Source organism: Micromonospora sp. NPDC049891 (assembly GCF_040660295.1).
Lineage (GTDB): Bacteria > Actinomycetota > Actinomycetes > Mycobacteriales > Micromonosporaceae > Micromonospora.
In genome coordinates, this window is the sequence record NZ_JBFAML010000008.1 from 162,256 (window position 1) to 185,121 (window position 22,866).

The following is a 22,866-nucleotide window of genomic DNA, read 5'->3' on the forward strand; positions in this document are numbered from 1 at the left end:
GGACCGATGGAAAGGAAACGCCGTTGAGTCGCGTTCTGGTGGTCGAGGACGAGGAGTCGTTCTCAGACGCCCTGTCGTACATGCTCCGCAAGGAGGGGTTCGAGGTCTCGGTGGCTGCCACGGGGACGTCGGCTCTCACCGAGTTCGACCGGACCGGCGCCGACATCGTCCTGCTCGACCTGATGCTGCCGGAGATGTCCGGTACCGAGGTCTGCCGGCAGCTGCGCCAGCGCTCGCACGTACCGATCATCATGGTCACCGCTCGGGACAGCGAGATCGACAAGGTGGTAGGCCTGGAGATCGGCGCCGACGACTACGTGACCAAGCCGTACTCTCCCCGGGAACTGGTCGCCCGGATCCGCGCGGTGCTCCGCCGGCAGAGCCCGGAGGCACCCGAGTCGGGCGCGCCGACGCTTGCCGCCGGGCCGGTCCGGATGGACATCGAGCGGCATGTGGTGACCGTGGACGGGGGCGCGGTGCAGTTGCCGCTCAAGGAGTTCGAGCTGCTTGAGCTGCTGCTGCGCAACGCGGGTCGGGTGCTCACCCGGGGCCAGTTGATCGACCGGGTCTGGGGTGCCGACTACGTCGGCGACACGAAGACGCTGGACGTGCACGTCAAGCGGCTGCGCTCCAAGATCGAGCCGGAGCCCTCCACCCCGCGCCACATCGTCACGGTGCGCGGTCTCGGCTACAAGTTCGAGCCGTGATCCGACCGCACCCGCTTCTGACTGCCGTCGTTGATGACGATCTGTCACTATCCCGGCCCAGTTGCGTTGCGTAACGCCGCAGCCGCCCACCCAGTCTCCTACTCGGCTCCCTTGCTCTGCTTACCTATACGCACAACTCGCTGACCAGGGCTTGTGTGGTCGCTCTCGCGGCTGAAGGGCGCGACGCCGACCACGCAGAGCTACCTGTGCGTATAGGTAAGCAGAGCAAAGGTGGTAAGGGGGTTGGTTGGGTCGGATGCGGATCGTTGCCCTGTGTGATGGCTTGCTGTGGCGCCCGGCCGGGCCGGCCGGCAGCGGACTCCGCCTGACGCCGCGTCAGGCGCCGTCGGCGGGGTGGGGGGCGACGAGGCCCTGCCGGGTCCGCGCCGCGCACAGCTCGGCCAGTTTGGCGTACCCGGATTCGCCGATCAGCGCGGTCAGCTCCGGGGCGTACGACAGGTACATCGGGTCGGCCCCCACGTGCGCGTCGGTGGAGGAGGTGCACCACCAGTCGAGGTCGTGCCCGCCGGCACCCCAGCCGCGCCTGTCGAACTCGGCGAGCGTGGACACCAGCACCTTCGTGTTGTCCGGCCGCTTCACCCACTCCTGGTCGCGGCGGATCGGTAGCTGCCAGCACACGTCCGGCTTGTACTCCAGCGGATGCGCCCCGTCGCGCAGCGCCTGGGCGTGCAGCGCGCAGCCGCCCCCGCCCGGGAAGTCCGCGTCGTTGAGAAAGACGCAGGGGCCGTCCGCTCCCTGGGTGGCGGTGCGCCGTGCCGGGGTCTTGCCGTCCACGGTGTCGTTCTCGGTCCAGTTCTTGAACCCGCGCCGATAGTGTTGCCAGGTCTGCGGCGTCAGCCGCTTCACCGCCGCACGGACCCGCGACTCGTCGTCGGAGTCGGTGAAGAACGCACCGTGCGAGCAGCAGCCGTCGGCCGACCGGCCGGCGATGATGCCGTGGCAACCCCGGCCGAAGATGCAGGTCCACCGGGACAGCAGCCAGGTGAGGTCGGCCCGGATCAGGTGCCGCTCGTCCGCCGGGTCGACAAACTCGATCCACTCTCGGGGAAAGTCCAGCGGCACCTCCCGGCTGCGCGGGTCGGCCGGGTCGTCCACCAGCACACGGAGTTCGATCTGCCCTGTCACCCGGCCAGCGTACGCGTGGTGCGGCGGGCAGGTCGGCGAGTGGCGCGAACCGGGTGGGCCTAGGGTTCTCCCATGCGACTGGGTGTCCTCGACGTCGGTTCGAACACGGTGCATCTGCTGGTGGTCGACGCTCACCGTGGCGCGCACCCGTGGCCGGCGCACTCGGAAAAGGCGGTGCTGCGCCTCGCCGAGCAGATCGGCCCGGACGGCGCGCTCCGCGAGGTCGGCGCCGACGCCCTGGTCACGGCGGTGGACGCGGCGCGTACGGCGGCCGCCGCGCTGGAGGTGGACGACCTGATCGCCTTCGCCACCTCCGCGGTGCGGGACGCCACGAACGCGGCAGACGTCCTGGCCCGGGTGCGGGACTCCACAGGCGTACGGCTGGAGGTGCTCTCCGGCGCCGACGAGGCGCGGATGACGTTCCTCGCGGTCCGCCGGTGGTTCGGCTGGTCCGCCGGGCGGCTGCTGGTGCTGGACATCGGCGGCGGCTCGCTGGAGATCGCGGCCGGTGTCGACGAGGATCCGGACGTCGCGGTGTCGCTGCCCCTCGGGGCCGGTCGGTTGACCCGGGACCGGCTCGGCGTCGATCCGGAAAGCACCGTCCCGCCGGCACCCGAGACGGTGGAGGAGCTGCGACAGTACGTCGACGCCCACCTCGATCCGGTGGTCGAGCGGATGACCGAGGTGGGTTGGGAACGGCCGGTGGCGACCTCCAAGACGTTCCGTACGCTGGCCCGGCTCGCCGGTGCGGCCCCCAGCGGTGCCGGACTCTGGGCCCGACGCCGGCTCACCCGGTCCGGGCTGCGGCAGGTGCTCGGCTTCATCCGGCACATCCCACCCGCGCAGCTCGTCGAGTTGGAGGGGGTCAGCGCGGGGCGCTCCCACCAACTGCTGGCCGGTGCCGTGGTCGCCGAGGCGGTGATGCGTCGGCTCGGGGTGGACTCCCTGGACGTCTGTCCGTGGGCACTACGGGAGGGTGTGATCCTCAGCCGGCTGGATCGACTGGCGCCGGTGTGATCCCCGTCGTCCTCGCTGTCCGGTTTACGTACTCTCGTCATGGTGTCTCAACGCGCGGCGGCTACCCTCGGTGGTGTGACTTCCCGCGTCCCGGTGCTCCTGTCCAGTTCCTCGGTCTTCCCTGAGCGGACCGCGGCGGCGTTTCAGCTGGCCGCGACGCACGGCTACGACGGCCTCGAGGTGATGGTGTGGACCGACGCGGTCAGCCAGGACGCGGGCGCGCTGCGGGGACTGTCCGACCATTACGGGGTGCCGGTGCTCTCCGTGCACGCTCCCTGTCTGCTTGTCACCCAGCGGGTGTGGAGCCCTGATCCGTGGGAGCGGCTCCGTCGGGCCGCGGTGCTGGCCGAGACGCTGGAGGCACCGACGGTCGTGGTGCATCCGCCGTTCACCTGGCAACGGGAGTACGCGCGAGGCTTCGCCGAGGGGCTCGACCGGGTGGCCGGCGAGTTCGGCGGTCTGCGGTTCGCGGTGGAGAACATGTATCCGGTACGGATGGCCGGCCGCCAGTTCGTTCCGTACCTGCCCGGTTGGGATCCCACCGAGGCCGGATACGCCTCGTACACGCTCGACCTGTCGCACTGCGCGGCCTCGCACACCGACGCGCTGGCGATGGCCGACCGGATGGGCGACGGCCTTGCGCACGTGCATCTCGGTGACGGCACCGGCGAGGGACGCGACGAGCACCTGGTGCCGGGACGCGGCAACCAGCCCTGCGCCGAGCTGCTGCGCTCGCTCGCCGGGCGGGGCTTCACCGGCTCGGTGGCGGTGGAGGTGACCACCCGGGGTGCGAAGAGCCGGCAGGTTCGCGAGGCGGATCTGCGCGAGGCGCTGGCCTTCGCCCGTCAGCACCTGAACACGCCGTCCCCGGTCGACGCCTGACCGTCGCCGCCCCGCCCGATCGGGGGGCCGGTCAGGAAACCGGTGCCAGCGGGTCCGGCTGGCTGGGCACGGCGGCCCGCTTGCGGGCCCGGTGGGCGGCCACGTGCGAGCGGGTGGCGCAGCGTTCCGAGCAGAACCGCCGGCAGCAGTTGGACGAGGTGTCCAGGTAGACGTTGCCGCAGCGGTCGTCGGCGCAGACACCGAACCGGGCGCTGCCGTACTCGCACAGCCAGACCGACAGGCCCCACACCGCGCCGGCGAGATACTCCGAACTGACCGAGGCACCCCGGCTGGTCACGTGCATGTGCCAGTCGCTGGAGTCGTGTCCCGAGATGCGTGGCTGCACCGGGAACGTCTCCAGCAGGGAGTTCAGTTCGCTCACCGCCTGGGCGTCCCGCCCCGAGGTGCCGTACGCGAAGACGTCCCGCAGCCGCTTCTGTGCGCGCCGGAAGGTCGGCAGGTCCCGTTCCGCGACCTCGTCGCGCATCCACTCCTGGTCGTCGCAGAAGAGGGCGCGCAGGTCGTCGAGGTCGTCCAGTCGTGCGTTGACGAGGTCAACCCCGGTCCGGGCGTACGCGTCGAAGTCCACGCCCCAACCGTAGACGACTCATCCCGGGCGTGGCGCGTCGATGTAGTGCGGCAGGAACCGCGCGTAGCCGTCGGTGATCAGGCTGGCGCTCTCCCGCAGCCCGGCACCCGCGGACTCGCCGTCGACGATCCAGCTGCCCAGCACCATGCGGCTCCCGGCGAACTCGGGCAGTGCCCGGAACTCCTGGTAGCAGAAGCCCTCGTCGCCGTAGTCACCCGGATTGCTGATCTCCCCTCCGGGGGTGACGATCCGCACCGCCGCGCCCTCCCGTCCGAGCAGCGGCTTGGCGACGTACTCGGGCATTCCGCGCGGTGTGTCCAGGTACGCCGGCAGCAGCAGCTCGTGCCCCGGGTACAACTCCCAGAGCACCGCCAGCAGCGCCTTGTTGGACAGCAGCAGTTTCCAGGCCGGCTCGATCCAGGTGGTCGGCGTGCCCGGCCGCACCGCCAGCGGACCGTACGGCTCGGCGAGCATCCACTCCCACGGGTAGAGCTTGAAGCAGGTGGTGACCGGGCGGTCGGCGGTGTCGACGAAACGCCGGCCGTCCCAGCCGAGGTCCTGGATCGGCAGCAGCTCGACGTCCAGTCCCGCCTGGCGGGCGGTCTCGGCCAGGTAGCCGGCGGTCATGTGGTCCTCGCCGGTCTCCTCCTCGTTCGACCAGACCACGTGCACCCGCCGGTCGTGCAGCCCGGCGCCGATCTTCGCCCAGGCGCCGACGAGCCGCTCGTGCAGGCTGTTCCACTGGTCCAGTTCCGGCCGGGTGTGCTCCAGCCAGTACCACTGGATGATGCTCGCCTCGACGAGCGCGGTCGGGGTGTCGGCGTTGTACTCCAGCAGCTTCGGTGGCCAGCTGCCGTCGTACCAGAGGTCGAAGCGGCCGTAGAGGCTGGGCGGGGTTTCCCGCAAGGACCGGGCGACCGCCTCGGCGGCCCAGGCCGGGATGCCGAACTCGGCGTACCGGTTGCGCGCCACCACGTGCTCGGCGGCGGCCAGCGACATCCGGTGCAGTTCCTCGGTGGCCTCCTCCAGGCGCAGCACCTCGTCCAGTTCGAAGGCGTACGCCGCGGTCTCGTCCCAGTACGACATCAGCCCGCCGTCGGGCAGTTCCGTGTCCACGTAGACCAGGCCCTGCTCGCGGATCGTGGTGTCCCAGTCGGGCCGCGGTGTGGTCTGCTCGCGACGCACGCTCAGCCGCCGCAGGAGGCGAGATGGGTGCCGAAGCCGCCTCGCTCGGGCACGGCCGCGCCGGTCGGCTCGGGGGCCGCGCGACCGCTGCTGGTCTCGGCAGCGGGTACCGGCACCCGCATGGCCAGGGCCACTGTCTCGCCGCCACCGGTCGGGCCGAGGGCGCAGTCGTCATCGTCGTCGTCGGAGGTCATGTTGCAGCCGGAGAGGGCGAGCGCCAGGGCGGTGAGCGCGCCGAGCTGCACGGAGGCCGATCGGAGTCGGCGGCGGGGGCGTTGTTCCACGACATGGTTGTAACCGATGAACGCCATTCCGTCCGCCCCGGGCCGGGGGTGACGGGGACCGTACCTGCCGGTCGGGTGGGCGTTACGCTCGGCTCATGCTCCGTTCCGTCATCCTCGCCGCCTCCCGGTCATCCCGGGTCGAGCGGCTCGTCGCGACGGCCCCGTTCTCCCGGGACGTCGTCCGCCGGTTCGTCGCCGGCGCCAAGACCGACGACGCGTTGCGCGCGACCCGCGAACTCGTCGACGACGGTCTCGCGGTCACCCTCGACAATCTCGGCGAGGACACCGTCACCGGTGAGCAGGCGAACGCCACCCGGGACGAGTACCTCACGCTGCTGCGGATGCTCGCCGAGGCGAAGCTGACGCCCGCCGCCGAGGTCAGTGTGAAGCTTTCCGCGCTCGGTCAGGCGTTCGACGAGCAGCTCGCCTACGACAACGCCCGGGCGATCTGCGCCGCCGCCGAGGCGGCGGGCACCACTGTCACCCTGGACATGGAGGACCACACCACCACCGACTCGACCCTGGACATCCTGACCAAGCTCCGCAAGGACCACCCGTCGACCGGCGCGGTGCTGCAGGCCTACCTGCGGCGTACCGAGTCCGACTGCCGCGAGCTGGCGTCGGCCGGGTCACGGGTGCGGCTGTGCAAGGGTGCGTACCGGGAGCCGGAGTCGGTGGCCTACCAGTCGGCCCGCGAGGTCGACAAGTCGTACGTCCGGTGCCTCAACATCCTGATGTCCGGCGACGGTTATCCGATGCTCGCCACCCATGATCCGCGCCTGATCGCCATCGGCGAGGACCGGGCGCGCTGGTTCGACCGTGACCCCGACCGCTTCGAGTTCCAGATGCTGTACGGCATCCGGCCGGAGGAGCAGGCCCGTCTGGTCGGCGAGGGCTACACGGTGCGCACCTACGTGCCCTACGGCGACGACTGGTACGGCTATCTGATGCGCCGTCTCGCCGAGCGTCCCGCCAACCTGGCCTTCTTCGCCCGCGCGCTCACTTCGCGGAAGTAGCTCCGCCCGTACCCGTACCGCCGATCGACAGCCGGTCGGCGGTCCGTGGCATGCCCTTGACGGCGCTGGCTAATGGCATTAGCCTAGCGGCTATGACAACTAGCTTCGTGGAGCGTGTCGGCGGCCGGATCGCGTACGAGGTGCACGGGCAGGGGCCGCTTGTGGTGCTCTCGCACGGCATGGGGGAGAACCGCCACTCCTACCGACACCTGATTCCGCTGCTGGTGGCGGCGGGTTACCGGGTGGCCTCGATCGACGTACGCGGGCACGGCGACTCCAGTACCGGCTGGCCGTCGTACGCCCCGGTGGAGGTGGGCGCCGATCTGCTCGCGGTGGTGCGCGATCTCGGCGGCGGTCCGGCGGTCCTGGTGGGCAACTCGTCAAGTGGCGCGGCCGTGGTCTTCGCCGCCACCGACGCGCCGGACCTGGTCAATGGCATCGTGCTGGTCGGCGCGTTCGTCGGTCCGCCGAAGCTCAACCCCTTCATGCGACTGGCCCAGAGCCTGGTGCTACGCAGTCCACGGCTGTTCGGCCTGTTTCACCGCACGCTCTTCCCCGTGCACCGTCCGGCCGACGACGCGGAGTACCGCCGGGAGATGGTGGCGGCGCTGCGCCGCCCGGGCCGAATGGCACCCCTGCGGGGAGTGATCCACCCGGTGCAGCCGCACTGGACCAGTCGCGCACCGCAGGTGCGCCAGCCGGTGCTGGTGCTGATGGGCACGAAGGACCCCGACTTCCCCGACCCCGGTGCCGAGGCCCGGGCCGCCCGGCGGCTCTTTCAGGTCGCCGAGGCGAGGATGATCACCGACGCCGGCCACTACCCGCACGCCGACCGTCCGGAGGCGACGGCGAACGAGCTGATCGGCTTCCTGACGGCGGCCAACCGTGCCTAGGGCCGGGCTCAACCAGCAGGTCGTGGTGCGCGAGGCGGCCCGGCTCGTCGACGAGGTCGGTCATGACCGGCTCACTCTCGCCGCGCTGGCGAACCGGCTCGGCGTGGCGCTGCCCAGCCTCTACAAGCACGTCAAGGGTGCCGACGCGCTCGCACAGCAGCTCTCCGCGTTGGTCACCGCCGAGATCGCGGACGAGATGACCACGGCCGCCGCCGGCCGTAGCGGTGAGGAGGCGCTGCGGGCGGTCGCCGCCGCCTACCGTTCGTACGCCCGTCGGCACCCCGGCCGCTACCCGGCCACCCAGCGGGTACCGGATCCGGGCGACCCGGCACACCTGGCCGCCGGGGCACGCGCGGTCGGCGTCGTCTACGCCATCCTGCGGGGGTACGGCATCGAGGGCGACGCCGCGGTGGACGGGGTCCGGATGTTCCGCGCGGCGGTGCACGGCTTCGTCTCCCTGGAGGCGACGGGTGACTTCGGACTGCCCCGCGAGGTCGACAATTCCTTCGACCGGATGGTCGCCGCGCTGGGCGTCGCGTTCCGTTCCTGGCCCGCGTCGGGGGAGCCCGGCGCTGCCTGACCCCGTGGGCGACGGCGACGCCCGATCGATCAGCCTTCCGTCGGCACCACCGCAGGCCTTACCCTTCGCCGGTGAATCACGGGGGCCCTGCGGGCGACGACAAACCCATGCCGGCGGCCGAGGCGACGCATCCTCCGGCGGTGGTGGCGCCCGATGTCGGTCCGGTGCCCCCGGCTCGGCCGCGTCGACGGTGGCCGCTGTGGACGGCACTGGGTGCCGTGCTGCTGATGTTGAGCGGCGGTGTCCCGGCGGTGCTGCTGACCGGCGTGCTGTCCGACGTCGAGGTCGGCGAGCCGGCGACGGCCGCCTCGCCGACGGAGAACCCGACCACGATCGCCGCCCGGCAGCTCGCCGAACGGATCACCGCGCAGCTCGACAAGCAGTCCGCCGCGCTGCTCAGCGGCGACCGGTCCGGTTTCCTGGCGATCGCGGCCCCCGCCGCCCGAGGCGACCTGCGCCAACGCTTCGCCGCGCTGCGGGCGCTGCGGGTGACCCGCTGGGAGGCCCGCCCGAGCAGCCTGCCCATGACGGCCGGCAAGGCCGGAGAGTGGCGGCTGGCGGTCGAGTTCCAGTACTGCTTCGTGGTGCCGGACTGCCGTCCCAGCCCACTCATCGTCGAGACCCGGTGGCGCGACGGCGCCGAGCCTCGACTGCTCTCGCTCGGCCGGTCGAAGCCCGCCCCGACCGTCGGCGACCGGGCCAACGGACAGCCGGGCAGCCTTCCCTGGGAGGTCAGCGCGCTGGCCACCAGGACGGGTAAGCGGACCATCGTCGCCGTGCCGCCGGCGCACCGCCACCGCCTGCCCGGCCTGTCGAAGCGGGCCGAGGCGGCGGCGAAGGTGGCCGACGAGTACGTGGTGGCCGGCAAGAAGCCCGACCGGTACCGGATCTTCTACGCCGGACCGAAGGAGTGGAAGCGCTGGTACGGCGGCGACCATCCGGAGTGGAGTGCCGGGTATGCGGTGAACGTCGGTGGGGGTCACTACGAACTGGTGCTCGCGCCGGACAGTTTCGACTACGGCCCCGGCCTGGACGCGGTGCTCCGGCACGAGTTGGCACACGCCGCGACGTTGCCCGAGAAGAGGGACTACTCGGACGAGTCGTCCTGGTGGCTGGTCGAAGGGCTGGCGGAACTCGCGGCGGTGGACGGCCAACCTGTCGCCCGGTACGCCGGACTGAGCGACACCCGGCGGCTGGTCAAGGGCGACTGGGACGGCAAGCTCGACACGCTCGCCCCCGACGAGGACACCTCGGACAAGGCGGTGACCGGCAGTTACGGGATCGCCTACCTCGCCGCCCGCTACTTCCTTGAGCGGTTCGGTGAGGAACGCCTGCTGGCCTTCGCCAAGGTGGTCCTGCACGACCGCCGGATTCCGCGGCAGACCTCCGAGGAGATCTTCGACGAGACCTGGGCCAGCCTGCACAAGGAGTGTGTCGCGTACATCCGGGCGGCGGTGCGCTGACCCGGCGGCCTGGCAGGAACGACATCGACAGGGGCTCGTAGCATGTGTCCCGTGCGCCGCTCCGACTCGCCGCGGCTGCCAGCCACGCGGCTCCGCCTGCTCACCGTCCTGCTCGCCGTCACCGTACTGACCCTCACCACCGCAGCCTCCTGCGGTGGCGACGAATCGTCGATCACGCTCGCCGCAGCGGCACGAGCCGCCGTGGCGGAGGAGATCGACGCCCCCGCCACGGTCGTCGCCCGGGCGGCGGCGACCCTCACCGCCCCGGCCGACGGCACGCTGGCCCGCCTCCGGGTGGAGCCGGGTCAGCGGGTCAAGCGCGGCCAGGTGCTCGCTGTGATCAACTCACCGTCGGCCCGGGAACGACTCCGCCAGGCCCGCACCGCGTTGAACGCCGCGAAGCGCGCCGGTGGTGGCGGTGGCGGCGGTGACCTCGCCGGTTCGCTGCGCGGCACCGACCGCGCCGCCGACGAGACGCACGCCGCCGCCCGTGCTGCGGCGGCGAAGATCAGCGACCCGGAACTTCGGAAGGCGCTGCTCACCCAGGTCGAGGCGGCACAGCGACGGTACGACGCGGCGGCCCGGGCCGCCGACCGGGCGGTACGTGAGGTGCAACGCGGCGTCCGCAACCTGAACAGCGCGGTGAGCGCGCTCGCCACCGCCCAGCGACTTCAGGCACAACAGGCGTACGACCTGGCCAAGGCGACTGTCGACGCGTTGACCCTGCGCGCTCCGATCGCCGGGGTGGTGCAGCCGGGCGGTGTCAGCACCGGCGGTGGCTCGGCGGGGGCACTCGCCGGGCTGCTCGAATCGGGTGGGATGTCGTCCGGGATCGGCGCGGAGGCCCTCGGTGCGCCGGCCGGCCCGCCGCCGGGCGTGGACACCGCCGTCCCGGTGGGTGGTCGGGTCACCGCCGGTACGCCGGTGCTGACCGTGGTGGACACCCGCGAGCTGGGTCTGCTCGCCGAGGTCGACGAGACGGACGTGCTACTGGTCCGGCCCGGGCTGACCGGCACCGTCGAACTGGACGCCGTCACCGGCGCCAGCTACGAGGCGACGGTCCGTTCGATCGACGTACTGCCCAGCACGTCGGCCCGGGGTGGGGTGAGTTACCGGGTGCGCCTCGCCCTCGGTGCCGGCCGCTTCGGTGAGGCCGAGCCGGCGCCCACCCCGCGCCCCGGGATGAACGCGGTGCTGCGGCTGCGGGTCCGGGAGGAGGCGGACGCGGTGACCGTGCCCGCGTCGGCGCTCTTCTCGGTCGACGGTCGGGACACCGTCTGGCTGGTCCGCGACGGTCGGGCCGACCGGGCCGTGGTGACCGTCGGCGTCCAGGGCCAGGACCTGGTGCAGATCGTCGACGGGGTGCAGGCCGGCGACCGGATCGTGGTCCGGGGCACCGACCAGGTCAGCGAGGGCCAGGAGATCGGGTGAGCCGGGATTCGGCGATCGAGGCGTTCGACGTGTCCCGGACCTACGAGTTGGACGGGGTCTCGGTGCCTGCCCTGCGGGGTGTGTCGCTGACCGTCGGTGCCGGGGACTACGTGGCGCTGATCGGGCCCTCCGGGTCCGGCAAGTCCACGCTCATGCACCTGCTCGGCGGCCTGGACCGGCCCAGCGGCGGCCGGTTGGTGATCGGTGGCCGGGAGGTGGGCACCCTGTCCGCCCCGGAACTGGCCCGGCTGCGCAACGAGACGATCGGCTTCGTGTTCCAGGCGTTCCACCTGCTGCCGCGTACCTCGGCGGTGGACAACGTGGCGTTGCCGCTCGTGTACCGGGGGGTGGGTGCGCGCCAGCGGCGGGAGCGGGCCGCCGCGATGCTCGGCCGGGTCGGCCTGGGGCACCGGCTGCACCACCGGCCCAACCAGCTCTCCGGTGGCGAGCAGCAGCGGGTGGCGATCGCCCGGGCCCTGGTCACGGACCCGACGGTGCTGTTGGCCGACGAGCCGACCGGCAACCTGGACAGCACCACCGGCGCGGCCGTACTGGAACTGCTGGAACGGCTCAACGTCGAGTCCGGGGTGGCGCTGGTGATGGTCACGCACGACGCGGAGGTGGCGGCCCGGGCCCGGCGACGCATCGCGATGCGGGACGGCGTGATCGTCGCCGACAGCGCGGCCACCCCGGCCGGCGAGGCGACGGCGCCGGCGGGTGGCGGCGACGCAGCGGGCGGGGCACGGCCGACGGGCGACGGGGCCGGCGCGTGAGGTTGGCCGAGGCGTGGCGGGTGGCGTGGGACGCGCTGCGCGCGAACCGGATGCGCAGCGCGCTGACCATGCTCGGGGTGGTCATCGGGGTGGCCTCCGTGGTGTTGCTGGTGGCCATCGGCACCGGCACCAAGCAGCGGGTGGAACAGCAGGTGGAGGGCCTCGGCTCCAACCTGCTGCTGGTCGTGCCGGGGCGACTCGACGTGGGTAGCGCGCCGGCGCTCTCCCCGCTCACCCTCCAGGACGTGGATGCCGTCGGCCGGGTGGTCGGTGATCCGAGCCGGGTGGCCGTGACTGTCGCCTCCGGTGCGACGGTGCGGGCCGGCAACCGGGAGGACTTCACCACGGTCCAGGGGGTGCTGGAGACGACCCCCACCGTCTTCGCCCGGGAACTCGCCAGGGGGCGTTACCTGACCCGCTCCGACGTGGACACCGGCCGGCGGGTCGCGGTGCTCGGCGACTCGGTCGCCCGTTCGCTCTTTCCCGACCGGGAGGCGGTCGGCCAGCAGATCAACGTGGCCGGCGTCCGCTTCCGGGTGATCGGCGTCTTCGTCCCGCTCGGGCAGAGCCTCGGGGTCGACCGCGACGACGAGGTGCACGTGCCGGTGACGGCGGCGCAGCGGCTCTACGGCACCCAGCGGGTGGACGCCATCGCGGTGAAGGCGCCGGACCGGGAGCGGATCGACGAGCTGGGTGGGCGGATCGTGGCCGAGCTGAACGGCCGACACCCGGGTACCGAGTTCAGCGCCGTCACCCAGGAGCAGATCCTCGGTGTGCTTGGCGACATCCTCGGCATCCTGACCGGCGTACTGGCCGCCATCGCGGGCATCTCGCTGCTCGTCGGTGGGGTCGGCGTCTCCAACATCATGCTCGTCTCGGTCCGGGAACGGACCCGGGAGATCGGGTTGCGCAAGGCGGTCGGTGCCCGCCCCCGGGACATCGGCGTGCAGTTCCTGCTGGAGGCGGTGCTGCTGACCTCCGTCGGTGGGCTCACCGGAATGGCCCTCGGTGTGGGCGGTGCACTGCTGGTGGCCGCCCTGTCACCCATCCCGGCGGCGGTGACCTGGTGGTCGCTGGCACTGGCGTTCGGCGTCTCGGCGGCGGTCGGCATCGTCTTCGGGGTGGTGCCCGCCCAGCGGGCCGGTCGCCTCGATCCGGTGGTGGCCCTGCGCGCCGAGTGATCTCTCCGATACCCGCGGCCGAGGTTGATCGTTGCCAAAATCCCGGTTACTGCACCCGACCAGGGGTTTTTCGCCGTCAGGCGGGAAGCGGGTCATGATCAGTTGCAGGAAGGGATCGCGCCGGTCACAGCCGTCCCGCTACCGTACTGGTAACACGCGCGTCGCCGGCCGCGCGGGAGGACCCGTGTGGCGGCACGCGCCGGGCATGGGATGGGTCGGGTGAGCCATGGCCGGGTCGCAGTCCGACGGTCGGCTGTCGGAGGTCAAGTTCCTGACCGTCGCCGAGGTGGCGACGGTCATGCGGGTGTCGAAGATGACTGTCTACCGCCTGGTGCACAGCGGTGAGCTGACCGCAGTGCGGGTGGGCAGGTCGTTCCGGGTACCCGAGCACGCGGTGCACGAGTACCTGCGTGGCGCCTTCCAGGAGACCGCCTGACCCTGGTGCTCACCGGGTCACGCGGCCCGGTGGAACGGGCATCGAGCGGGGGCGCGTTGGTCCTGCTGACGCATCCCCGCTACGCTGGACTCTGATCGTGACCGCTGGTGCGCTCCGCCGCCCATCCCGCCGGTCCGGTCCCTGTCCGCAAGCGGTCGCTGACGCCACGGTCTCGTGGTGTCCTCCCGGTCGCGCCGCACGTTGCATCGAAAGGCTGTCGTATGGGCTCGGTGGTCAAGAAGCGCCGCAAGCGCATGGCTAAGAAGAAGCACCGCAAGCTGCTGCGCAAGACCCGCGTCCAGCGTCGCCGTCTCGGCAAGTGACCGACGCCGGGCCCGGTCCCGGCGTTCGTCCCTCGCCAACTGTCGACCCTCGGAGGCTCAGGTGATCAGGCCGTGGCTGCCCCGGCTCGGTCCCAGCCGCCGGGGTAGGTGCCAGACATGACCCCCGGTGGCTCCCAGAGCCCTCCGGGGGTCGTCGTCGTGACCGGAGTCAGTCGATACCTCGGCGCGCACGTCGCCGCCCGGCTCGCCACCGATCCGCGGATCGACCGGGTCATCGGCATCGACCTGCCGGAGCCGGGGCCTGAGGTCGACGCACTGCTCGACCGGGTCGAACGGATCCGGGTCGACGCCGGCTCGGTGGGTGGTCTGCTCGCCGACCTCGACGTGGACACCGTGGTGCACCTGGCCCTGGTCAGCTCCCCGGATCCGCAACACGGTGGCCGGGCGGCGATGAAGGAACAGAACGTCATCGGCACCATGCAACTGCTCGCCGCGTGCCAGCGGGCACCACGGCTGCGCAAGATCGTGGTCCGCTCCTCCACCGCGGCGTACGGTGCCTCGTTCCGCGATCCGGCCGTCTTCACCGAGGAGACCGAGCCGCGCGAGGTGCCGCGTGGCGGCTTCGGCCGCGACATCCTCGACATCGAGGGGTACGTCCGCGGCTTCCGTCGTCGGCGCGGTGACGTCACCGCCACCGTGCTGCGCTTCGCTCCGTTCATCGGCTCCACGGCGGACACCACGCTCACCCGCTACTTCGCGCAGCCGGTGGTGCCCACCATCTTCGGTCGGGACGCCCGGTTGCAGTTCCTGCACTTCGAGGACGCGCTGGAGGTGCTGCACCGGTCGGTCGTCGAGGACCATCCCGGCACCTTCAACGTCGCCGGGCCCGGGGTGCTCGCGCTGTCGCAGGCGATCCGCCGAGCCGGCCGGGTCGCCGTACCGGTGCTGGAACCGGGCCTGTCCGGTGCCGCCGCGCTCGCCCGGGTCATGGGCTTCGGCCGCTACGGCCTCGACCAGGTCGACCTCTTCGTGCACGGCCGGGTCGTGGACATCTCCCGGCTGGAGCGGGAGTACGCTTTCACGCCCCGCTCGACAGCTGCCGCCTTCGACGACTTCATCCGGGCGCACCACGGGCGTGCCGTGGTGACCCGGGCGCAGTTGGCCGCCGCCGAGCAGGTGGTGCTGAACCAGATCAGGCAGGTTCGCGCCGCCGTCCAGGAGCGGTCGTGACCGGTCCCGAGGAGCAGCATGACGAGGCGCGCCTCGACGACCGGTACGCCGTGCCGGCGCCGGTGACTGCCGACGCGGACCCGGCCCGGCGCAACGGGCACCGCCCGGCCGCACCGGATCAGCCGGGCGACGTCTGGGACCGCCGGGTCGCCACCGGCCTGGCCTTCCTGCGGCGACGGCTGGCCGGCGACTACGAGGTGGACGAATTCGGCTTCGATCCGGAGCTGACCGACGCGGTCTTCCATCCGCTGCTGCGCCGGCTCTACCGTGACTGGTTCCGCACCGAGGTCACCGGCTTGGAGAACGTACCCACGGACGGGGCGGGACTTGTCGTCGGCAACCACTCCGGCACCGTGGCCCTGGACGCGCTGATCCTTTCCACCGCGCTGCACCACGAGCACCCCGACCATCGCTACCTGCGGCTGCTCGGCGCGGACCTGGTCTTCCGGATGCCTGTGGTATCCGAGATCGCCCGCAAGACCGGCGGCACGATGGCCTGCAACCCGGACGCCGAGCGGCTCATGCGCAACGGCGACCTGGTGGGGGTCTTCCCGGAGGGCTTCAAGGGCGTTGGCAAGCTGTACGCGGATCGCTACAAGCTGCAACGGTTCGGTAGGGGTGGTTTCGTCTCGGCGGCGCTGCGCACCGGCACCCCGATCATCCCGGTGGCGATCGTCGGTGGCGAGGAGATCTACCCGATGCTCGCCGACATCAAGCCACTGGCCCGGCTGCTCAAGCTGCCGTACTTTCCCGTGACACCGACCTTCCCCTGGCTCGGGCCGCTGGGCATGGTGCCGTTGCCGAGCAAGTGGCTCATCGAGTTCTGCCCGCCGATCCCGACCGCTCACCTGATGGACTCGGCGGACGATCCGCTTGTCGTGTTCAATCTCGCCGACCAGGTACGGGAGACTATCCAGCAGACCCTGCATCAGTTGCTGGAGCGCCGGCCTGACCCGTTCGGCCCTTAGATCTCAGGTGCAGGGAGAAACTGCCCCGCACGGCCGTCACCGTCGCGTCGAACCGGGCGAGCGGTAGTTCCTCATAGACGTCGGCGGAATAGTCCTGCTGGGCCAGCCAGGACAGCAGAGCCGCCGGCTCTTCCGACCGTAGGGCGGGAGCGAGACAGGCGTCGACCACGGCCTTGAGGAACCGCTCGTCGATGTCCACTTTGCTGTCAGGGACCAGGCAGAACAGGGTGGCGACCGACTTGCCGTCGCCGATGGGACTCTTGAGCACGCCGTAGCGGGTGCGAAGACCGGTGCCGGGCATCGGCGCGGTGGTGTCGTAGCCACGGCTGAAAGCCTTCGGTGGGGTGTCCCAGCGTTTGCGCCAGCCGGCTGCGACGGATTCCACAGTGGTGCCCGGGATGGGTGGTAACGGCGCGGCGGACGACGTGTCGCTCGCCGCGCCGCTGGGTGCCGGCTCCGGCACCTGTGGAGTGGCTCCCGGTGGAGTAGCGCCCGGTGGGGCTACGGGTGTGGGCACCGCCGGCCCGGCGGTGCCGGAAGTTTCACGCCCGCCGTACCACCATGCGCCGCCGAGGCCGACCGCGATCACGATCAGCAGGGCCAGTCCCGCCAGCAAGGTCCTTCCGCGCCGCGGAAACCGCGGTGACGGGCGTGCTTCGGCTCCGACCTGGTCCGTCATGCGTGTCCCCCGTCGTCGTGCACCGTGGCCACAACGGACCCCGTTCGGCCGGGCCAAGCTAGCACCGGGTCTGAGTGCGGTCAACGTTGTGTCACGGAACGAAAGCTGTAAGACTTTCGATGTCTTGTAAGCGGTCACCACACGGGGGAAACGTGAGCGGCTTCCGCGCGCAATTATCCTATTTGTCAATCCTTATCCTTGGGTTGCTGTTCCTGCTGCCGGCCGCTCCGGCGGCGGCCGCACCCGGCTGTGTCGGAGCCGGATGTCGCGGCAAGATGGCGGCGGCCCAGGGCTGCCGGGACGGCGCCTTCGCCATCAACGGCTTCACCCTCGTCGATCCGGACGTGACCCAGGCAACGCGTGGCGACCTGTGGTACAGCCCGGCCTGCAAGGCCATGTGGGGTGAGCTGAACGCCCCCGAACTCATCGGCTTCCTTTACGCGCAGCTCTGGACGCAGAGCGAATACGGCGGCGTCAACGACCTGGCGGACTTCTTCCAGATGGGCAACGCCGGAAACTACACCACGCCGATGGTCGACTGGCAGCAGTCGGTCAAGTTCTGCGGCAGCCACAAGGGCACCGACCCGGACATGGACTTCCCCTCCGGCGGCTTCAACGCGTGCACTCTGTGGCGCTGACCCGCCCAGCCGTAAAGAAATGACCATTCACAGTGTGATGACGGGGGAATCGTGCGTTCACTGAAGAGAAAGCTGCGGCGCTTCATCGCCGCCGCGACAGCTCTGGTCGTGATACCGGCCGCAGGCGTGCAGGTATCGACTCCGGCCGGTGCGGCCGAGCCGGAGCGTCAAACGACGCCGGCGGCCTTCACCGCGCCGGACGCGGCGCTGGGTAAGGCATGGCGGAAGTCGACCGACCTGCTGGTGACTGGGGCCGGTGACACCGACGGATACCACCTCTACGTGGCCCGGGAGTCCGATGCCTTCGGCTGGTCCACCCTGGCCACCCTGACGTCCAGCTCACTCGCCGTCGGTCCATGGACGGGCACCGTCTGCGTCACCGGATCCGGTCGGTACGCCGTCGCCGTCTTCGCCCCGAAGAAGGCCGCCAACAAGCCGGAGTTGTCCCGCGCGGGTGCCCTTGCGGCGGTGGTGGAGATCGCCACCGGTAAGGCCACCCACGTGGCCACCGGCGTCGAGTTGGCCTACTTCAACCCGGCCTGCGGCCCGGGCGACCGGGCCCTGCTCACCCGATCCGTGGGTGACGACTTCGCGCTCACCACCGAGCTGCTCACCGTCGACGCCGCCGAGGGCCGGGTGACCAAGACCCGTCGCGTCGACGGCCAACTCACCACGCCCGCGCCGGCGCCGGACGGCGACTACGGCATCCTCGGCGGTCAGCTGGTACGCGTCGAGGCCACCGGTAGGACCACCCGACTGGCCCGGCCGCAGGGCCAACCGTTCGCGGTCCAGGCCACCGCCGGCAGCGGCATCGACCTGGTAAGCGTGGACGGTGAGCAGGCGGTCGCCCAGCGGTTCCGGGACGGCAGGCTGACCGTAACGGCGACCGGCCCCCGCGACCGGCTCCAGCTTTTCGGACAGCGCGGCGGTCGCAACGCCCTGGTCGGGCAGGTGAGCATGCGCGGCAGCATGCCAGAGCTGAGCGTTCTCCCGGCGGTCAGCCAGGTGCGCGCGCTCTCCGCCGAGGGACACCTCATCGCCGAGGAGGTGGTCACGCAGCAGAACATGCGCTCGGTCGGCCAGCCCCTGAGCCCGGCGGACCCGGCCGATGCCGGAGACGTACGGGTGGCGGTGCGGGCCACAGCCAGCGGCCAGGGCGCCGTCCACACCCTGGATACCACCCTGGCGCCGACCCTCGACGTCGAACTGGGCACCGGCACCGCGTCGGGCCGTGCCGCCGTGAGTGCGGCCGACATCGGCACCCCGACATGTGCGATCCCGCGCAACGACCCCCGGGTGCAGCCCCTGCAGCCCAGCCCGGACATGGTCGAGTGGGCGGTCGACCAGGCGGTGCACGGACGGCTCAACGTCACCCGGCCGGCGAACTACCTGAAGGCGGGCCTGTCCGCGTACCAACCGCAGGGCCTGTTCCCGCTGCGCCAGCTGGTCGGCGGTGGTCGGGTACCGGCCCAGATCATGCTCGCAGTACTGGCGCAGGAGACGAACCTGTCCCAGGCGTCGTGGCGGGTCGTGCCCGGTGACACCGGCAACCCGTTGATCGCCAGCTACTACGGCAACGAAGACAACCTCGACGTCATCGACTACAGCAAGACCGACTGTGGGTACGGCATCGGTCAGGTCACCGACGGGATGCAGGTGGACACCAATCTGTTCACCGACACGCAGCGTCGGGCGATCGCCGTTGACTACGCGGCCAACATCGCCGCCGGCCTCAACATCCTGATCGAAAAATGGAACCAGATGAACACCGAGCTGGACGAGCACAAGAGCTACATGAACAACAACGACCCGACCTGGGTCGAGAACTGGTTCCTCGCCGTCTGGGCCTACAACAGCGGCTACTACCCGTACGACCGGCGTAACAGCGCCCTGCAGAAGGGTCGGTTCGGCATCGGCTGGTTCAACAACCCGGCCAACCCGAGGTACCCGGCCAACCGGGCACCGTTCCTACGCGAGACCATGGCCGACGCAGAACGGCCGAACGAATGGGCATATCCCGAGCGGATCATGGGCTGGGTGGAGACGCCGCAGCTCAAGGGCTTCCCGGTTATGACGGAGGCGTACTCCCACCCGGAGTACAGCAGCAACTCGCCCAACTACCCGCCGCGTTTCACAAAGGTGCTCTCGATCCCGGACCGGTACGCGTTCTGCTCCGCGGTGAACAGCTGCTCGCCGGCCACCAACGGCTGCCCGGCGGACTCCGAAGCCTGCTGGTGGCACGGCCAGGCGACTTCAGGCAACTGCCTGCTGGAGGAGTGCGCCCGGGAAAAACTCAGCTACGGGTCTGGTGCCGCCGAGCCGGGGGTGAAGCGCATCTACCCACGCAACTGCGAGACGTTCACCGGCGACAAGAACGGCAACCGCAACCGGAACAAGCGGATGTCGATGGTCTACTCGCTGAACGACACCGGGCAGTACAACCTCGGGTGCGACATCGGCGCTACCGATGGCAAGTTCACCATCCGACGTGGCCTACCGGCCGGCGGTGGCACGGCTCCGTACGCCGAGATCGACCTGCACCAGATCGGCGCGGGCTACAAGGGCCACATCTGGTTCACGTACGTCAACAGCAGCAACCCGAAGCGCCGCATCGTCGGCTCCTGGACACCGAACCTCGATCTCGTGCCCGGCGAGCGTGCCCGCTACGACATCGTGGCGCACGTGCCCAGTCACGGTGCGGACTACCACCACGCCGAGTATCTGATCACCACTGGCACGATCGGCGAACAACGTACCTGTGTGCTCGACCTCGCCCGGGAGGCCGGTTGGGCGTTGCCGGGGGGCATCCCGGACCCGAATCCCGCCAACCTCGGTGAGGACAAGTGGGTCTACCTGGGCTCGTACGAGTTGGGTCGGGGCGCACAGGTGCAGCTCAACAACGTGGGTACGGTGCTGACGCGGAACTTTGACGCGGTCGCGTTCGACACCATCGCATTCGTGCCGATCGGGAGCAACCCAGGTCACTCCTGCGGCGACGACTACTGACGTCCTTCGCACGCACGGCCAGCCGTCCGTCCGCCTCGGGCACCTGATTGGTGTCCGAGGCGGACAGCTCGGTATCGGTGAGGTTCCTGCGCGGCGACCAGCCGGGCCGGTCCGGACCCCCGGCGGGCTCGGAGGGCCGACGGGTCAGGAGCAGGTGGCGGGGATCGGACCGAGTGTGTCGCTGGTGGCGGTGAGTTCCTGGCCGCAGCCGATGGCAGCGCGCATGGCCTTGGCCCGTTCGGCGACGGACTCAAGCAGAGCCAGCGATTCGCTGGTGCGCACCCGGTCGGCCCGGGAGCCCCGGCTCTCCAGGGCATTGAGGGAGCGCCGCTGCTCGATCAGGAACGCGTCGACCGCGGCCAGCGCCGCGGGATCCGAGCGCTGCGCGGCGGCTCCGGTGAGCAGGCGTACGCCCTGCCGGGTGTCCGCGTCCATGTCGTCGAGCACCGCGCTGTACCCGTTCTGGCTGCCCCGCAACGTGGACGCCTCGGTCAACCGGGTACGGGCGAAGTCCAGGAAGAGCTGGCCCCGGCTGATGTCGGAGCTGGTGAGCGCGAGTTGGGCCCGTTCGGTGCCGCGCTTCATCCCGTACAGCGCGTCACCGGGCACCGCGTTCTCGCTGGCGGCCGAGATGCCGGAGACGGCCACGGCGCCAGCGGCGATGCCGATCAGGATCGCGCCGCGGGCGCGGGCCCGGCGGGCGGTGACCGCAGGTAGCAGCGACCCGCGACCGGACGTCGCCTTCTCTGCCGGCCGGGCGGCGGCCGACGTGCCGACACCCTCGCGAGCCGCGGTGGCCAGCAACATCGCCCGCAGGCCGGTCCGGAACTCCGGGTCGACCTCGGCGGCCGGCGGGTTGGCACCGAGTCGCCGGCCGAGCGTGACGAGCGGCACGAGCCCGTCGTCGTCCCGGGATCGCACGTGATGACGTCGGCCGCCGTTGGCTTCGTCGAGAAGCTGCGCGAAGCGCTCGGCGCGCCGACGGGAGAAGAGGGCGTTGTCCACCGTGGCACCTCCTCTCGCTGGTCACGGCCGGTCGGCCGCGTTCACCGCCAGCGACCGATCACCTCGTGACACCACGGCGGACGGCAGTCGTCGGCACCGTCGCAGGTCATCCGGAGGACCCTGGGGGTTCCCGGCCTGTCATCGGTCGCACCCGGAGAAACGCGCCGTGCCGGGGGCGGGTTACGGCCCGGCCGGTGCGGAAATTACGCAAAGTGATCGCTTCCCGGTCGAAGGAGCCCAGATGCTGCCCGGGAGCGGCGGTGGCCGTGCCGGTACCGAGGGATCACGGCTGGAATCCGTCCGGGAGCAGCCGTGCCAGGGCCCGGACCGCTCGGTACTGGAGTGCCTTGATCGCGCCCTCGTTCTTGCCCATCGCCCGGGCCGTCTCGGCCACCGAGAAGCCCTGGAGAAAGCGGAGCACGATGCACTCCTGCTGCTCGGGGTTGAGGCGCTTCACGGCGCTCAACAGCGCGACGTTCGTGATGTGCTCCACCACCGCCGCCTCCGGGCTGCCCTCCGGGCCGCGGTCCTCCCGATCGGCGTCGAGGACATCGCCGGTGGTCACCTCCAGCCGGTACCGGCCGGACTTGAAGTGGTCGGCGACCAGGTTGCGCGCGATGGTCACCAACCACGCCCCGAGGTCCCGGCCCTGCCAGGTGAAGCTACCGATCCGCTTCAGGGCGCGCAGGAAGGTGTCCGAGGTGAGGTCCTCGGCGAGCTGTCGATTGCCGACCCGGAAGTAGACGAAGCGGAACACCGTGTCCACGTAGCGGTCGTAGATCAGCCCGAACGCCTCGGCTTCACCTGCCTGGGCGCGTTCGACGAGGGCCCAGACCTCGGTCGCCGGGTCGGACGGATCCGGGCGGCTCGGGAACCCGGTCGAGGTGCCGGTCTTCTCGGCGGTGACCGCCGGAAGCACCGCGGTCTCGGTGGTGGACACCTCGGTGACCGGCGCGTCCCCGCTGCGTCGAGCCTGTGCCGGCATCGTCGGCCGGTTCGGTGAGGCGACCCGCCCACCTGCGGGTTTCGCGTTTCCCCCGGGTACGGGTGGTCGATGCGGCGGCTCGTTCTGATGAGGTCGGCTGCCCACCCGGCGCGCGGTGCCGTCGCCCCGGACAGCGAGGTTGGCCGACGCGTCCGGCACGCCGTGGGCGCCGCCGCGTTCGTTAATCGGAGTGCGGGCGGCCGGACCGGTCAGGCCGACCGGACGCTCGGCGAAGCCGAAGGCGGTCATCGCGCCGCCTCCGTTCCGCCGGTGGCCGCCGGGCCGGCAACCACCGGTCGACCGGTCGTTGCCCCGTCGGGCAGGGTGGCTCCGGGGTGTGCCGGCGGGCGGCAGATCCCCTTGAGGTGCTGGTCCAATGCGCTCAACGGCACGGGGGCCTCCTCGGGCTGAGGGGTGTCGACTCACGGCAAATGGGGTGAGCCGACCCGAGTGATGATAGGGCCAACGTCACCCGCGTGTGGCAAGTC

The 22,866-nt window shown here is 71.1% G+C and carries 23 protein-coding genes; 16 read left to right on the top strand and 7 right to left on the bottom strand.

Going from position 1 to position 22,866, the window contains the following annotated elements; all coding sequences use genetic code 11:
• Positions 1–23: 23 nt before the first annotated feature.
• Entirely contained in the window at positions 24–707 is a 684-nt protein-coding gene (locus tag AB0I71_RS13310) for a response regulator transcription factor (RefSeq protein WP_093403456.1), read from the top strand.
• Positions 708–1,043: 336 nt separating this feature from the next.
• On the opposite strand, the gene AB0I71_RS13315 is transcribed toward AB0I71_RS13310, so the two are convergent.
• Entirely contained in the window at positions 1,044–1,853 is an 810-nt protein-coding gene (locus AB0I71_RS13315) for a hypothetical protein (RefSeq protein ID WP_357584115.1), read from the bottom strand.
• 72 nt (positions 1,854–1,925) lie between these two features.
• On the opposite strand from AB0I71_RS13315, the gene AB0I71_RS13320 reads away from it, so the two are divergent.
• Positions 1,926–2,870 (top strand): Ppx/GppA phosphatase family protein, encoded by a 945-nt coding sequence (locus AB0I71_RS13320; RefSeq protein ID WP_357584117.1) that lies wholly within the window; start codon positions 1,926–1,928, stop codon positions 2,868–2,870.
• Between the two features lie 75 nt (positions 2,871–2,945).
• Positions 2,946–3,752, top strand: a complete 807-nt coding sequence (locus AB0I71_RS13325) for a sugar phosphate isomerase/epimerase (protein WP_357584119.1) — start codon at positions 2,946–2,948, stop codon at positions 3,750–3,752.
• A gap of 31 nt (positions 3,753–3,783) precedes the next feature.
• Here AB0I71_RS13325 and AB0I71_RS13330 read toward each other — a convergent pair whose 3' ends face one another.
• The 3 genes from AB0I71_RS13330 to AB0I71_RS13340 are packed head-to-tail and all read right to left on the bottom strand — an operon-like array spanning position 3,784 to position 5,837.
• Complete coding sequence (locus AB0I71_RS13330) at positions 3,784–4,341, bottom strand: CGNR zinc finger domain-containing protein (RefSeq protein WP_357584121.1); 558 nt, start codon at positions 4,339–4,341, stop codon at positions 3,784–3,786.
• Between the two features lie 18 nt (positions 4,342–4,359).
• Complete coding sequence (locus AB0I71_RS13335) at positions 4,360–5,526, bottom strand: glutathionylspermidine synthase family protein (RefSeq protein WP_357584123.1); 1,167 nt, start codon at positions 5,524–5,526, stop codon at positions 4,360–4,362.
• A gap of 2 nt (positions 5,527–5,528) precedes the next feature.
• Positions 5,529–5,837 (bottom strand): hypothetical protein, encoded by a 309-nt coding sequence (locus tag AB0I71_RS13340; protein ID WP_357584125.1) that lies wholly within the window; start codon positions 5,835–5,837, stop codon positions 5,529–5,531.
• Positions 5,838–5,905: 68 nt separating this feature from the next.
• Between AB0I71_RS13340 and AB0I71_RS13345 the strand changes: the two genes are divergently transcribed.
• From AB0I71_RS13345 to AB0I71_RS13395, 11 genes are all read left to right on the top strand, one after another.
• Positions 5,906–6,826: a proline dehydrogenase family protein gene (locus AB0I71_RS13345; RefSeq protein WP_357584127.1), complete on the top strand. Its 921-nt coding sequence runs from the start codon at positions 5,906–5,908 to the stop codon at positions 6,824–6,826.
• 92 nt (positions 6,827–6,918) lie between these two features.
• Positions 6,919–7,719, top strand: coding sequence for an alpha/beta hydrolase (locus AB0I71_RS13350; RefSeq protein WP_357584129.1), 801 nt, complete (start codon positions 6,919–6,921; stop codon positions 7,717–7,719).
• Positions 7,712–8,299 (top strand): WHG domain-containing protein, encoded by a 588-nt coding sequence (locus AB0I71_RS13355; protein ID WP_357584131.1) that lies wholly within the window; start codon positions 7,712–7,714, stop codon positions 8,297–8,299. The genes AB0I71_RS13350 and AB0I71_RS13355 overlap by 8 nt, the downstream gene beginning before the upstream one ends.
• A 71-nt stretch (positions 8,300–8,370) precedes the next feature.
• Complete coding sequence (locus AB0I71_RS13360; protein ID WP_357584133.1) at positions 8,371–9,762, top strand: hypothetical protein; 1,392 nt, start codon at positions 8,371–8,373, stop codon at positions 9,760–9,762.
• Between the two features lie 42 nt (positions 9,763–9,804).
• Positions 9,805–11,193, top strand: coding sequence for an HlyD family efflux transporter periplasmic adaptor subunit (locus AB0I71_RS13365; RefSeq protein WP_357584135.1), 1,389 nt, complete (start codon positions 9,805–9,807; stop codon positions 11,191–11,193).
• Complete coding sequence (locus tag AB0I71_RS13370) at positions 11,190–11,966, top strand: ABC transporter ATP-binding protein (RefSeq protein ID WP_357584137.1); 777 nt, start codon at positions 11,190–11,192, stop codon at positions 11,964–11,966. The genes AB0I71_RS13365 and AB0I71_RS13370 overlap by 4 nt, the downstream gene beginning before the upstream one ends.
• Positions 11,963–13,147, top strand: a complete 1,185-nt coding sequence (locus AB0I71_RS13375) for an ABC transporter permease (protein ID WP_357584140.1) — start codon at positions 11,963–11,965, stop codon at positions 13,145–13,147. Before AB0I71_RS13370 ends, AB0I71_RS13375 begins: the two co-directional genes overlap by 4 nt.
• A gap of 226 nt (positions 13,148–13,373) precedes the next feature.
• The gene (locus AB0I71_RS13380) at positions 13,374–13,583 is read left to right on the top strand and encodes a helix-turn-helix domain-containing protein (RefSeq protein ID WP_007465625.1); all 210 of its coding nucleotides are present in this window, start codon (positions 13,374–13,376) and stop codon (positions 13,581–13,583) included.
• Positions 13,584–13,804: 221 nt separating this feature from the next.
• The gene (locus tag AB0I71_RS13385; protein ID WP_007465623.1) at positions 13,805–13,906 is read left to right on the top strand and encodes an AURKAIP1/COX24 domain-containing protein; all 102 of its coding nucleotides are present in this window, start codon (positions 13,805–13,807) and stop codon (positions 13,904–13,906) included.
• 117 nt (positions 13,907–14,023) lie between these two features.
• Positions 14,024–15,097, top strand: coding sequence for an NAD-dependent epimerase/dehydratase family protein (locus tag AB0I71_RS13390; RefSeq protein WP_357584142.1), 1,074 nt, complete (start codon positions 14,024–14,026; stop codon positions 15,095–15,097).
• 62 nt (positions 15,098–15,159) lie between these two features.
• Positions 15,160–16,065 (top strand): lysophospholipid acyltransferase family protein, encoded by a 906-nt coding sequence (locus tag AB0I71_RS13395; RefSeq protein ID WP_357584292.1) that lies wholly within the window; start codon positions 15,160–15,162, stop codon positions 16,063–16,065.
• Here the strand turns inward: AB0I71_RS13395 and AB0I71_RS13400 are convergent.
• Positions 16,007–16,681 carry a hypothetical protein gene (locus AB0I71_RS13400; protein WP_357584144.1) on the bottom strand — a complete coding sequence of 225 codons (675 nt, stop codon included), beginning with the start codon at positions 16,679–16,681 and terminating at the stop codon, positions 16,007–16,009. The genes AB0I71_RS13395 and AB0I71_RS13400 overlap by 59 nt on opposite strands.
• A gap of 215 nt (positions 16,682–16,896) precedes the next feature.
• Between AB0I71_RS13400 and AB0I71_RS13405 the strand changes: the two genes are divergently transcribed.
• Both AB0I71_RS13405 and AB0I71_RS13410 read left to right on the top strand, forming a co-directional pair.
• Complete coding sequence (locus tag AB0I71_RS13405) at positions 16,897–17,382, top strand: hypothetical protein (RefSeq protein WP_357584146.1); 486 nt, start codon at positions 16,897–16,899, stop codon at positions 17,380–17,382.
• 51 nt (positions 17,383–17,433) lie between these two features.
• A complete protein-coding gene (locus AB0I71_RS13410; protein WP_357584148.1) occupies positions 17,434–20,388 on the top strand; it encodes a hypothetical protein in 2,955 nt (984 codons plus the stop codon).
• Positions 20,389–20,532: 144 nt separating this feature from the next.
• Here AB0I71_RS13410 and AB0I71_RS13415 read toward each other — a convergent pair whose 3' ends face one another.
• Positions 20,533–21,393 (bottom strand): DUF5667 domain-containing protein, encoded by an 861-nt coding sequence (locus AB0I71_RS13415; RefSeq protein WP_357584150.1) that lies wholly within the window; start codon positions 21,391–21,393, stop codon positions 20,533–20,535.
• A 283-nt stretch (positions 21,394–21,676) separates the two neighbouring features.
• Positions 21,677–22,627 carry an ECF subfamily RNA polymerase sigma factor, BldN family gene (locus tag AB0I71_RS13420; protein ID WP_357584152.1) on the bottom strand — a complete coding sequence of 317 codons (951 nt, stop codon included), beginning with the start codon at positions 22,625–22,627 and terminating at the stop codon, positions 21,677–21,679.
• Between the last annotated feature and the right edge of the window lie 239 nt (positions 22,628–22,866).